The following is a 13,041-nucleotide window of genomic DNA, read 5'->3' as shown; positions in this document are numbered from 1 at the left end:
ATGCATGTTAGAAAACATAACACAATATCACTCAGTATTGCGCAAATAAAAGGGAAAATGGTTATAAATGGGGTTCAACTTTGGTTAATATCTAAAAAACCAACCATCTTCTTATGGTGTATTCCAAAGATGTGTTAGGTATGTTGACTCAACTTCCGGCAGGGGACTACACTGAGAGGCAAGGAAAGGAGGCGGGCATCGCCGATGACGAACCTACTGGTAGTGTACTACAGTGCTTACGGCCACGTGTTTCGAATGGCGGAGGCTTGCGCCGCCGGCGCGGAAGCCGCCGGGGCGGCGGTGCGGACGGTTCGCATCCCCGAGATGGAGTCTCCGAACGACCGGACGCCGTATTTGGATAAACCGAACCCGGGCGAAGCGTTGAGCTCGCTGCAGCGGCGGTTCAAGACCGACGAACGGTTTCAGAAATACGAGGCGGCGCTCGCCGCTCAACGAGACGTCCCGATCGCGACCAACGACGATCTGCGCTGGGCCGACGGCGTCGTATGGGGGTTCCCGACGTATTACGGCATGATGCCGGCCCAAGTGAAGCTGTTCTTGGAGTTCGCGGGGGAAGTATCCGCCGAAGGCGCGCTCGAAGGGAAGCCCGCCGGCGTCTTCACGAGCGCAGGCTCGATCCATACCGGTCACGAAGCGACGATCCTGACCTCCATCGTGCCGCTGCTGCACTTCGGCATGATCTTCGTAGGGCTGCCCTATTCCGAAAATCCCGAATTTCTCACGGCGGACGCGATCGGCGGTTCTCCGTACGGCGCCTCCACCTTGGCGGGGCCGGACAGCTCGCTGACGCCGGACGCGAGAGAGCTGACGATCGCTTCCCGGTTAGGCGGGCGAGTGGCGAATGTCGCGGATGCGTTGAAAGCGCGGGGTTTCATAGATTGAATTTCAATTAGAACCTACAGGAGGAAGAGACATGTCTACGAAAATGACGCGTTACACGGGCAAAGCGTGGGATACCCGCTTCTTGCCGCGGCTGAGCAGACTCGAGGTACCGAAGCTGCCGAAGGAAGGGGCGCTCGTCGTGCTGCCGGTCGGCGCGACGGAGCAGCACGGACCGCATCTGCCGTCCTTCACCGACACGTTGATCGGCGAAGCGCTGCTCACGGAGGCGTTCGAGCGGCTGCCGGAGGACGCCCGCATCTGGCTGCTGCCCCCGATTCCGTTCGGGAAGAGCAACGAGCACGCGAACCACCCCGGCACGATCACGCTCTCCGCGGAGACGCTCATGCGCGTGCTGCTCGACGTCGCCCGAAGCGTGAGCCGGGCCGGCTTCGCGAAGCTGCTCCTGTTCAATACGCACGGCGGCAACGCGGATTTGTTGAACATGATGGCGCGGGAAATCCGGGTCGATTGCGGGCTTACGGTGTTCCGCATGGACGCGGGCGGCCTCAAGATGGGCGAAGGCGTCATCGACGAGGAAGAACGGCGCATCGGTCTCCACGGCGGCGATCTGGAAACCTCTCTGGTTCTCGGCATTAAGAGCGCTTGGGTGAATATGGAGCTTGCTCCGCGCGAAGTGCCGAACTTCCCGACAGGGTATCTCGATTTGAAAAACAAAGCGTACTCCTGGGTGATGGACGATCTGTCCGCGAGCGGCATTACGGGTGACGCGACGATCGCGACCGAGGAGAAGGGGGATCGGCTCCTGACGCAGGGCGGGCGGATGATCGCCGAGGCGCTGCTCGAGATGGCGGCCTTCGACATGAAGAGCATCCGCTCCGGAGACTAGCATACGCGAGGGGAGCGAGCGGCATGGCGACGGAATGGCGGAAGGAAGCCGTCGACGTCTTGGGCGAGGAGCGGTTCCTGCTCGATCCGGCGTCGCGCGAGAAGCTGTCGAAGGATTACTACTGGTATTCGCCGGTGCTCGAGCCGCTGCTGCGGGAGAAGCTGGCGGACGGGATCGCGGCGCCGACGGACGAACGGGAGCTTGCGGCGGCGCTGGCTTTCGCGTACCGGCATCGGCTGCCGGTCACCGTCCGCGGCGCGGGGACGGGCAATTACGGGCAAGCGGTTCCGCTCGAGGGCGGCATCGTGCTCGACGCGAGCGGATTGAACCGCGTGCTCGAGATCGGTCCCGGGTACGCGCGGGTCCAATGCGGCGTCCGCATGGGCGCATTGGAGAAGCAGGCCCGGGAGCAGGGGCAGGAGCTGCGCATCTACCCGAGCACGTTCATGAAGGCGACGGTCGGCGGCTTCGTCTGCGGCGGGTCGGGCGGCATCGGGTCCATCTCCTGGGGCAATCTGTGGGACGGCAACGTGCTCGAAGCGACCGTGTACACGCTGGAGGAGCGGCCGCGGCGGCTGACGGTGAAGGGCGAGGAATTGCTCCCGTATATTCACAACTACGGCACGACGGGCATCGTGACGGAGGTGGTCATTCCGCTCGCGCCGCGGGCGGAGTGGGTGCAGTCGGTCGTCTCGTTCGAACGCTTCGACGACGCGTTAGCCTTCTCCCAAGCGCTGGCCGGCGAGGGCTCGATCCGTAAGCGGCTCGTGTCAACGGTGGAATGGCCGATCCCCGCCTACTTCAAGCCGCTCGCGAAGGCGCTCCGGCAAGGAGCCGCCGCCGCGCTGCTCGAGACGGAAGCCGGCTCGGAGGAAGCGGTGAGCTCCTTGGCGGCGGTATGCGGCGGAGCGGTGGCGCACGTCATCCCGCCGGAGCGGTATCGGCAGGGCATCGGGCTGTCCGATTTTACATGGAATCATACGACGTTATGGGCGCTGAAGTCGGAACCGACGATCACGTATTTGCAAGCGGACTTCGCGTTGGAACGCGTCACGGAGCAGGCGCGGCGTCTGAAGGACGCGTTCGGCGACGAGGTGCTGCTTCACCTCGAATGGATCCGCGTCTCCGGCGAGCTCGTCCCGACCGCGCTGCCGCTCGTCCGATACACGACGGAGAGCCGATTGTACGACATCATCGCGTTCTGCGAATCGATCGGCGTCGTCATTTACGATCCGCACACTTGGATCCTGGAAGACGGCGGCCGGGGAGAGGCGAACGTCATGCAGCGGAAGAAGCGGGAGAACGACCCGTTGGGGTTATTGAATCCGGGGAAGCTCCGGACGGAAGGAGCGTAAACGAGATGAATCAGAGAACGGCGCTCGTGACGGGCGGCAACCGAGGCATCGGCCTCGCGATGGCGAACAAATTCGCGAAGGAGGGCGACCGCGTCGTCATCCTGGATCTTTCGGCCGAGCCGAGCGAGGAGGCGAGCCGGGTGACGGCGGAGAGCGGCGGCGCATATTTCGCCTGCGACGTGGCGAAGCAGGCGGATGCCGAGCGCGCCGTCCGCGAAGCGCTCGAAACCTTCGGCTTCATCGACGTGCTGCTGAACAACGCGGGCATCTCCCGCTGGCGATCGTTCCTCGACACGACGGAAGAAGACATCGACGCGATTTTCAACGTGAACGTCAAAGGGATCTACAACGTGACCCGTCCGATCGCCGGATCGATGATGGCCGCGAAGAAAGGGGTGATTCTGAACACGGCGTCTATGGGAGGGAAGTGGGGCCAACCGCTCGAATCCGCCTATTGCGCAAGCAAGGCGGCCGTCATCGAGCTGACGAAGATCATGGCGATGGAATTCGGTCCGTATCGCGTTCGGGCGAACAGCCTGTGTCCGGGCATCATCAAGACGAACATGGGTCACGACGCGCCTCATGCCGACGAATTCTGGCTCGAGAAGACGCCGCTCGGCCGGCTGGGCCGACCGGACGACGTCGCGGACGTCGCGTATTTCTTGTCGACGCACGAAGCCCGGTATATGACGGGGCAAGCCGTGAACGTGACCGGCGGCATGATCATGTATTGACGTATTGATACAGAGAAAAAACCATTATCGGGAGGGAAAGAAACCATGAAAGGGAAACGTTACTTTGGATTCGCAATGACTACGATTTTAGCGCTGGCAGTGTCGGCATGCGGCGGCGCGGCGACGAACGAAACGCCCGAGCCGGCGGAGACGCCTGAACCGGCGGAGACGACCGGGACGACGGACGCGGCGGAAACCGATCGCCCCTTCGACGGACAGAAGCTCGTCGTCGGCGTATGGGGCGGCCCGCACGAAGAAGTGATCAAGAAGCACATCGAAGGACCTCTGAAAGAAATGGGCGCCGAAATCGAATTGGTCTTGGGCGGAACCGGCGACCGCTTCGCAAGATTGTATGCGGAGAAGGGGAACCCGACCATGGATATCGCCTTCCTGAATCTATATGAAGCAAGACAAGTCATCGAAGACGGCGTCGCGCAGGACGTGGATCCGACGATCCCGAATTTCGCGAAGCTGTACCCGAAGGCGCAGGAATACGGGTACGGCTCCAGCTTTATGGCGCTCGGCATCGCGTACAACCCGGAGATGGTGTCGAAGCCGATTACGCAGTGGAGCGACCTGTGGACCGAGGAATTGAAGGGCAAGATCGCGTTCCCGCAGTTCCCGGGCTTCGAAGCGGAATCGTTCCTGTCGGTGGCGGGCCTCGCCTTCGGCAAGACGGAGCAGGACTACGAGGACAACTTCGCCAAGCTGGAAGAGCTGAAGCCGATCCCGATGTCGTACTTCAACGTCGACGAGCTGGCGCTCGAGATGACGAACGGCACGGTCGCGGCGGCGCCGACGTTCAACTACATCGCCAACCTGCTGATCGCGCAAGGCGCGCCGATCGAGTTCGTCTATCCGGAAAACCCGGGTCCGATCATGGCGAAGAACACGATGGTCATCGCGGAAGGAACGAAGAACGAAGCGCTCGCGAAGGAATTCGTGAATCGATTCCTCGACGAAGCCGTGCTCGCGGACCTGGCGTCCATAGGCTTCTACGGACCGACGAACAAAGAAGTCGTGTTGGACGACGAGCTGGCGTCCAAGGTCGTATACGGGGAAGACGCCGTAGACCAATTGGTGACGCTCGACTGGCTCTACATCATCGAGCAGCGCGCGCAGTGGACGCAAATGTGGAACGAACGCATCTTGACTGAATAGGTTGGAGGCGGCGCGGCCGGGACGGAAGGTTCGGGCCGCGCCGAACTAGAGAGAGAACCTTTTCTCGGAGGAGGGGGAAACCAGTGGAAGTTCCTATCGCGCGACACAGCATGACGAAGCGGCTGGCGAGGCGGCAATTCAAGTCCAACCTGCTGCTGCTTTCTCCCGCTCTCGTTCTTTTCGTCGCGATCTTCTTCATTCCGATCTTGATCTTGCTGACGACGAGCTTCCAGGTCAACGAAATCGAGAAGTCGATCTGGGAGAAGTCGTTCACGTTCGACAATTACGTTCGGTTCTTCACGGAGCCGTATTTCGTCAAGTCGATCCTCCGCACGATCTGGACGGGGATCGTCGTCGTCCCGATCACGATCGCGATCGGGTATCTCGTCGCTCACATCATCTACCGGTCGAAGTCCGGAATGAAGACCGGATTGATTACGCTCGTATTGACGCCTTCCTTCAGCGGCGTTCTTCTGCAATCGCTCGGCCTATATATCATCTTCGCGAGATACGGACCGGTCAACGCGATCCTGCTGGATCTCGGGTGGCTGGACGCGCCGATCAATTTCCTCGGCACCTTCGGGGCGGTCGTCGTTTCGCTCGTGCACGGTTTCCTGCCGTTCATGGTGCTCGCCATCTTAAACTCGCTCCGGTCGATTCCGGCGAACGTGCTGGAAGCCTCGAGAAGCCTCGGGGCCGATTCGTGGACGACGTTCGTGAAGGTGACGCTGCCGCTGACGCGCGGGGGCATCATGGCCGGCTCCGTCCTCGTGTTCGGGGGCGTCATCGGCTCCTTCTCCACCTTGGTCATCATCGGGCAATCGAAGGTGCAGCTGATCGGCCTCGTCATTTATCAACAAGCGCTGCGCATCTTCGACTGGTCGTTCGCCTCCGTCATCTCGGTCGCGCTGATCTTGATCTTGGCGTCGCTCGTTCTGTTCTTCGCATTGTTCATGAAGGTGATGGGAGGGAGAAAGCATGCTTAGCGCCGGCACGGAGAAAGGACTCGGGTGGCTGCTCAAAGCCGTCTACGTCGTTGCGGGCTTCCTCTGCTTCCTATTTATCGTCGCGCCTTCGGTGCTGCTCGTGCTCGCCGCGTTCAGCGAGGCGAAATACTTCTCCTTCCCGCCGAAGGGGTTCAGTCTGCATTGGTTCCATGAGATGGCGTCGCACGCCGGATACCGCCAATCGGTCGTGCGCAGCATCGAGATCGCGACGGTGTCCACGCTGCTCTCGGTCGGGGTGGCGCTGCCGACGGCGCTTTCGCTCAAGAAGAACGGGAATCAGACGATCGAAGCGATCGTGCTCGCGCCGCTCTTTTTCCCCTTGGTCATCTGGGCGCTCGGCTTGATCCAGTTTTACGGCATGATCGGGTTTTCCCGGTCGTCGTTCTCCATCATCCTGGCGCACACGGTCATGATTATGCCGTTCGTGTTCCGGATCATCCTGCAGAGCATGCGGGAGATGAGCGGGTGGCTGGAAGAAGCGGCGTACAGCTTAGGCGCGGGCAAATGGCGGACGTTTCGGAAGGTGACGCTGCCGATCGTCGCGCCGGGCATTCTCGTCGGGGCGATCTTCGGCTTCCTGGTATCGTTCACCGACGTGACGCTGACGATGTTCATCGCCGGCTCGGGGGAAGCGACGTTCCCGGTACGGGTATATTCCGAGCAGATCCAAGGCCTCAATCCGATCGTGCTGGCCTGGTCGGTCGTGTTCACGGCGCTTATCTTCGTCATGTCGTTCGTGGGCGAGAAGGTCGCCCGTTGGTCGCGGTTTTTCTAATCGATGGAGAGCAGGGGGAGCGAGAAGCGATGAGCGAATTGACGTTAGAATCCGTTACGAAGCAGTTCCGCGGCGTCGAGGTGTTAAGCGACATCCGGATGGACGTGAAGGACGGGGAATTCATCTGCCTGCTCGGCCCGAGCGGATCGGGGAAGAGTACGATTCTGCGGATCGTCGGCGGCTTCGAGCACGCGGATTCGGGCTCGGTGCGGCTAGATGGCCGGGACATTCAAGAGCTGCCGCCGAACAAGCGCAACTTCGGCTTCGTCTTTCAGGACTACGCGTTATTTCCGCACATGACGGTGGAGGGCAACATCGCGTTCGGTCTGAAGACGCGAAAGCTGCCGTCCGACGTCGTCAAGGACCGCATCCGATCGGCGCTGAAGCTCGTCGGCTTGACGGGCCTCGAGAAGCGGTACCCGGCGCAGCTGTCCGGCGGACAGCGGCAGCGGGTGGCGATCGCGAGAGTCGTGGCGCTCCAGCCGTCGCTGCTGTTGTTCGACGAGCCGCTGTCCAACTTGGACGCGAAGCTTCGCCGGCAAATCCGGATCGAGATGAAGACGCTGCAGCAGGAGCTCGGCATTACCACCATTATGGTGACGCACGATCAGGAGGAAGCGGTGACGCTCGGAGACCGGATCGCCGTGCTGCAGAACGGCGTCATCCAACAATACGGCGCGCCGTTGGAGCTGTACAACGCGCCGGCGAACGCGTTCGTCGCCGGGTTCCTGGGCGATCCGCCGATCAACTTCTTGAACGCGGCGATAGAGACGGAGGACGGTCGGCCGGGCGTGCGCTTGGGCGAAGAGTTCCGGGCGTTGACTTCCGAGAGGATGCCGGCGTCTACCCTGCCGAAGGAAGCGGTCGTCGGCATTCGTCCGGAGGACATTCGACTCTCCGTTACGGAAGGCGTCCCCGGCGTCGTGAAGATCGTGGAGCGCTTAGGCGCTTACGTTCTGACGTACGTCGCCGTCGCGTTCTCCGAGACGCCGCTCTGCTGTCTCGCGCCGAACGAGGTCGCGCCGCAGGTCGGACAGCGCGTGCGGCTGCGGTTCGACCCGGACAAGACGCTCGTCTTCGACGCGCGGACGACGAAGCTGCTGCCGGGCGTCCGATTGGAGGCTCCGGCTCCGATTCACAGTTAGATCGGCCCCATCTATTTTCGCAGGAGAGGAGGATTCGCCTATGCAATTCGGAGGCGTTCGGCTGCAGCGCAATGTGCCGTGCGTCCTAAGGGACGGCGTTAAGCTCTACGCGGACGTGTATTGTCCGAACGGGACGGATCCGCTGCCGGTGCTGCTTATGCGTCAGCCGTACGGCAAGTCGCTGGCTTCGACGGTGGTGTGCGCGCATCCGGTCTGGTACGCGAACCAGGGCTACATGGTCGTCGTGCAGGACGTACGCGGCCGGGGGGAGTCCGAGGGCGAGTTTTACCCTTACCTCCACGAGGCTTCGGACGGATACGACGCGGTCGAGTGGGCGGCGAAGCTGCCGCGTTCGAACGGCAAGGTGGGCATGTACGGATTTTCGTACCAAGGGGCGACCCAGTGGGCGGCGGCGTCGCTCCGGCCTCCGCATTTGGCGGCGATCGCGCCGGCGATGTGCGCGTCGGATATGTACCGCGGCGCGTTCTACCCGAGGGGGAGCTTCGCGCTCGGCGAGCTGCGGACGTGGGCGTTCCAGCTAGCGAGGGACACGGCTCGCCGCGCGGGGGACGCCGAGGCGGAAGCCTACTGCGCGCGCATGATGGCAAGCGCGGGCGAAGCCTCGCAGCTGCCGATTTCCGACGCGGACGACGCGCTCGCTCGCTATTTTCCGGCTTATTACGATTGGGTCGAACATCCCGAATACGATGCGTATTGGGAACAGTTCAATTGGTTGAAACCAGGTGCGAACGCGACGGTGCCGGCGCTGCTGATCGGCGGCTGGTACGATTATATATTGGACGGAACGCTCCTGAGCTTCGAAACGCTGCAGGGGCTCCGGGGAGAGAAGGGAGAGGCGCCCTGCGATCGGCTGTTGATCGGACCATGGGACCACATCCCGTGGGGCCGCTTCGCGGGCGGCGTCGATCACGGGCCGTCTGCCGACGGGAACGTACATCGCGAGCAGCTGAAGTGGTTCGACTACTGGCTCAAGGGCAAGGAAGACGCTCTGCCCGCGAACGAACCTCGGGTACTGTATTACGAGCCCGGAAGCGGCGTCTGGCGCCGGGCGGACGCGCTGCCTGGGACGGCCGCGGTAACCGCAGGGAAGCGCACGTTGTACTTAGGGAACGACGGGCGACCGGCGAACGGAGCGCTCGGCGGCGGCAGGCTGAATGCGGAGAAGGGCGCGCCGTCGGTCGATACTCCCGACGTGTTCGTCTACGACGCCAGGCTTCCGATGCGGGTGGAGTCGTATCTACCCGTCGATCGAAGCCAGGCGCAGGAACGTTACGAAATTCTCGTGTACACCGGGGAGCCGCTGGCCGAGGCGATCTCGCTGCTCGGGGCGCCGATCGCGACCGTGCGCTGCCAAGCGCTGGGCGGACCGACGGACCTCGTGGCCGTCCTGACGGCGGTCGACGCGGACGGCAAGGCGCGCTTGTTGTCGGTCGGCCGCGCGGAGATCGATTCGGGCGCGTGCCCGGCCGACGACGGACCTTGCGAGGCGACGGTCCCGATGCGCATGACCGCGGCGCGGCTGCCCGCGGGCGCGAGGCTGCGGCTGGAGCTGACGGGCAGCGCCTTCCCCCTCTTCGCCAGACATATGAACGGCGTGCGCCTCGCGGAGCAGTTCGGCCTCGGTCCGGAGCAGCTCCACATGGCGACGGTCGCCGTCTACGCGAACGGAACATCCTCCTATCTGGAGCTTCCGCTCGCGCCCGAGATCCAATACGAATTGAGGAGCGATGACGATGAAAGAGATGACGGCAGGAACGTTCGAGACGTGCGCGGTGCATAAAATTTCGGCGTCGGACACGAATAAATTCGTGCTCTTGTGCGACGGAGCGCAGGCCGGCTTCGTATCCGTGATCGAAATTTTCGAGCCGGGCGGTCAGACGCCCCCGAATATTCATAAAGAGGCGCAAGAGTACTTTTACGTGCTGTACGGCGAAGGCGTGGCGATCGTCGACGACGCGCGCATACCTCTGAAGCAGGGTTCCTTCATGGTCGTTCCGCCGCAATCCACGCACCAAGTGGTGAATACGGGCGCGAGCCGGCTGTACACGTTAACGACGATGGTGCCGGACGAGGACTTCTCCGATCTGATCAAGGCGGGTCCGAAAGCCGAGTTGGACGAAGAAGACAAGCGGGTGTTGTCCGGCGCGATCGCAGGAACGTAAGGAGCCGCCATGAGGGATGCGTGGAACGCTTTCTTCGACCGCGGCATGACGCTGGCGCCGACTTCGGAAGGCCCGTTGTCCGGGATGCGCTTCGCGGCGAAAGATATTTTCGCGCTGCGCGGGTACGTCGCCGGCGCGGGCAGCCCCGAATGGAGAAGCACGCACGAGCCGGCGGCGAACCACGCCGAAGCCGTCGAACGGCTGCTGCGATCGGGCGCCGAGCTGATCGGGACGACGCACACCGACGAGTTAATGTACAGCTTGAACGGTGAAAATTACCACTACGGGACGCCCTTGAACCCGAAGGCGCCGCGCCATATTCCGGGCGGCTCCTCCAGCGGATCGGCCGTCGCCGTAGCCGCGGGAGAGGCCGACTTCGCGCTCGGGAGCGACACCGGCGGATCGGTCCGCATCCCGGCGAGCTACTGCGGGATCTTCGGCTTTCGGCCGACGCACGGCGCCGTTCCCGACGCGGGCATGGTGCCGCTCGCGCCGTCGTTCGACACGGTCGGCTGGCTGGCGCGGGACGCCTCGGCGCTTCGCCGCGTCGGCGGCGCCTTGCTGCCCGCGCCGCCGGAAGCGCCGACGGGCTTCCGGCGGCTGCTCGCGGCGGAGGATGCGTTCGCCGCCGCCGACCCGGCCGTCGCGAACGCCGCGAGAGCGGTCCTGAAGCAGGTCGAGGCGCTCCGCGAACCGGCCGTCGGCGTCACCGTATCCGAGGAAGGGCTGGAGCGATGGATGAACTGCTTCCGGCTGCTCCAGGGCTCGGAAATTTGGCGGACGCACGGCGCTTGGGTGGAGCGCGTCAAGCCCCGCTTCGGTCCCGGCGTCGCCGAACGGTTCGCCTGGGCGCGCACGATTCGCCCTGAAGAGACGGAGCCGGAGCTCGAGCTCCGGGAACGCATCCGGCAGCGCATGGCGGCGCTGCTCGGCGGGGACGGCATCCTCGTCATGCCGACGGCTCCGGCCGGACCGCCCTTGCGCAACACGGTCGGTCCCGAGCTGGAGAAGCGGCGGACGGCTACGCTTCAGATGTGCTGCGCGGCGGGCCTCGCGGGCTTGCCGCAGCTGACGATGCCGCTCGTCGAATGGAACGGGCTTCCGGTAGGCGTCTCGTTCCTCGCGGGACCCGGGCAAGACGCTCGCCTTCTGGCGTGGGCGGAATCGATCGCGCCCGCGCTTCTGCCGATTACGGTGTCGACGTGACCCGCCTTCGAGGGCGCGACGACATTTCAATAAAACCACAGCCGATGCGATCGGCGGAGAGGAGCGCGAATGAACAGACTTGGGAATGCAGCGAACCATTGGACCGTGTCCAAGGAGTATGTCGATCTCCGAAGAACGGCGCGAGATCCGATACACGTCGAATTTGCGGCCGAGCCGCAGTGGCTCTTCTTGGACTTGTCGAGAAGCGCGCTCGTGATCGTGGATATGCAGAACGACTTTTGCAGCCCGTCGGGGTGGCTCGATTATATCGGGGCGGATTATACGCCTGCCCGCAGGCCCATCGAGCCGATCAATCGGCTCGCGAAGGCGCTTCGGGAGGACGGCGTGCCGATCGTATGGCTGAATTGGGGCAACCGGCCGGACCGTATGAATTTAAGTCCGTCCGTCCTTCACGTGTACGATGCCGCGGGCGACGACATAGGGATCGGCGGTTCGTTGCCGGGCCACGGGTCGAAGGTGTTGGAGAAGGGAAGCTGGGGGGCCGCCATCGTCGACGAGCTCGCGGTCGCGCCGACCGATATTCACGTCGATAAATACCGAATGAGCGGCTTCTGGGATACGCCGCTGGACAGCATTCTGCGCAATCTGCGCGTCGACACGGTGCTGTTCGCCGGCGTGAACGCGGACCAATGCGTCATGGCGACGCTCCAGGACGCGGTCTGCCTCGGCTACGACAGCATCCTGCTGCAGGATTGCAGCGCGACGACGTCGCCGGCTTACTGCATGGAGGCTACGATCTACAACGTCAAGCAATGCTACGGCTTCGTCGCCGATTCGGAAGCGCTGCTGTCCGCCCGAGACGCGAGGAAATCCATAAGGAGCTCTACATGAAACTAACCACTCTAAAGATCGACGGCGCGGAGAAGGCCGCAATCGCCGCTCCCCGCGGATTCGTCTTGGTCGACCGCATCAATCGCGAGCTGGGCGCTCGATGGCGCACGGATCCGTTCGATCTGATCGAATCGGGCCAGCTGAACGAGCTGGCCGCTTGGCACCGCGCGGGCGGCGCGGAGACGCTCGCGGCGATGGACGCCGTCCCGTTCGATCGGGCGGCGTACGCGCCCTTGTATCGCCGGCCGCGGAAAATCTGGGGTATCGGCTTTAACTACGCGGCGAACGAAGAGGAGCTGCGGCAGACGGACCCGGACGCGGAGCCGGTCGGGTTCTTAAAGCCCGATACGGCGCTCATCGGTCCGGGCGATCCGATTCGGCTCCCCGCTCAATCCGAGCGAACGGTCGCGGAGGCGGAGCTGGCGATCGTCATCGGGAGGCCGTGCAAGAACGTGCCGGAGGAAGAGGCGGAGCGGTACGTCGCCGGGTTCGCCGCCGTGTTCGACATGTCCGCGGACGATATTCACCGGCGGAACCCCCGGTTCTTGACGCGAGCGAAGAGCTTCGACACGTTCTTCAGCTTCGGCTCGGAGCTGGTCACGCCGGACGAATATCCGGACGTGTTGGACATCGAGGTTCGCGCGGCGTTGAACGGCGAGACGATGCATCGCAACGTCGTCCGCAACATGCGGTTCCGGCCGTGGCAGACGGTGGCCTTCCATTCCAACGTCATGACGCTGCTGCCGGGAGACGTCATCATGACCGGCACCCCCGGTGCGCTCGTCATTCGAGCCGGCGATACGGTGGAATGCAGCATCGACGGATTGACGCCGCTCGCGAATCCGATCGTTCGCGAACTCTAGTCGAAAGCAG

Annotated in this window: 13 protein-coding genes; all 13 read left to right on the top strand. The window is 63.3% G+C overall.

The window, feature by feature from the left end; all coding sequences use genetic code 11:
• Positions 1–204: 204 nt before the first annotated feature.
• A complete protein-coding gene (locus RIN49_RS13755; RefSeq protein WP_309120744.1) occupies positions 205–903 on the top strand; it encodes an NAD(P)H-dependent oxidoreductase in 699 nt (232 codons plus the stop codon).
• Between the two features lie 31 nt (positions 904–934).
• On the top strand, positions 935–1,750 hold the full coding sequence (locus tag RIN49_RS13750) for a creatininase family protein (protein WP_309120743.1): 816 nt from the start codon (positions 935–937) through the stop codon (positions 1,748–1,750).
• Positions 1,751–1,773: 23 nt separating this feature from the next.
• Positions 1,774–3,105: an FAD-binding oxidoreductase gene (locus RIN49_RS13745; protein WP_309120742.1), complete on the top strand. Its 1,332-nt coding sequence runs from the start codon at positions 1,774–1,776 to the stop codon at positions 3,103–3,105.
• A 5-nt stretch (positions 3,106–3,110) separates the two neighbouring features.
• Complete coding sequence (locus tag RIN49_RS13740; RefSeq protein WP_309120741.1) at positions 3,111–3,839, top strand: SDR family NAD(P)-dependent oxidoreductase; 729 nt, start codon at positions 3,111–3,113, stop codon at positions 3,837–3,839.
• A gap of 45 nt (positions 3,840–3,884) precedes the next feature.
• On the top strand, positions 3,885–5,000 hold the full coding sequence (locus RIN49_RS13735) for an extracellular solute-binding protein (protein WP_309120740.1): 1,116 nt from the start codon (positions 3,885–3,887) through the stop codon (positions 4,998–5,000).
• 83 nt (positions 5,001–5,083) lie between these two features.
• A complete protein-coding gene (locus tag RIN49_RS13730) occupies positions 5,084–5,986 on the top strand; it encodes an ABC transporter permease (protein WP_309120739.1) in 903 nt (300 codons plus the stop codon).
• A complete protein-coding gene (locus RIN49_RS13725) occupies positions 5,979–6,782 on the top strand; it encodes an ABC transporter permease (RefSeq protein ID WP_309120738.1) in 804 nt (267 codons plus the stop codon). The genes RIN49_RS13730 and RIN49_RS13725 overlap by 8 nt, the downstream gene beginning before the upstream one ends.
• Positions 6,783–6,811: 29 nt before the next feature.
• Positions 6,812–7,927, top strand: a complete 1,116-nt coding sequence (locus tag RIN49_RS13720) for an ABC transporter ATP-binding protein (protein ID WP_309120737.1) — start codon at positions 6,812–6,814, stop codon at positions 7,925–7,927.
• A 40-nt stretch (positions 7,928–7,967) separates the two neighbouring features.
• Positions 7,968–9,728 (top strand): CocE/NonD family hydrolase, encoded by a 1,761-nt coding sequence (locus RIN49_RS13715; RefSeq protein WP_309120736.1) that lies wholly within the window; start codon positions 7,968–7,970, stop codon positions 9,726–9,728.
• On the top strand, positions 9,682–10,110 hold the full coding sequence (locus tag RIN49_RS13710) for a cupin domain-containing protein (protein ID WP_309120735.1): 429 nt from the start codon (positions 9,682–9,684) through the stop codon (positions 10,108–10,110). Before RIN49_RS13715 ends, RIN49_RS13710 begins: the two co-directional genes overlap by 47 nt.
• Positions 10,111–10,119: 9 nt before the next feature.
• A complete protein-coding gene (locus tag RIN49_RS13705; protein ID WP_309120734.1) occupies positions 10,120–11,316 on the top strand; it encodes an amidase in 1,197 nt (398 codons plus the stop codon).
• A 69-nt stretch (positions 11,317–11,385) separates the two neighbouring features.
• Complete coding sequence (locus RIN49_RS13700) at positions 11,386–12,168, top strand: cysteine hydrolase family protein (RefSeq protein ID WP_309120733.1); 783 nt, start codon at positions 11,386–11,388, stop codon at positions 12,166–12,168.
• Positions 12,165–13,031 (top strand): fumarylacetoacetate hydrolase family protein, encoded by an 867-nt coding sequence (locus RIN49_RS13695; protein WP_309120732.1) that lies wholly within the window; start codon positions 12,165–12,167, stop codon positions 13,029–13,031. Before RIN49_RS13700 ends, RIN49_RS13695 begins: the two co-directional genes overlap by 4 nt.
• Positions 13,032–13,041 lie beyond the last annotated feature (10 nt).

This window comes from Paenibacillus sp. (assembly GCF_031177825.1).
Classification (GTDB): domain Bacteria; phylum Bacillota; class Bacilli; order Paenibacillales; family YIM-B00363; genus Paenibacillus_AE.
This window is presented reverse-complemented; position numbering and strand designations above follow the sequence as displayed.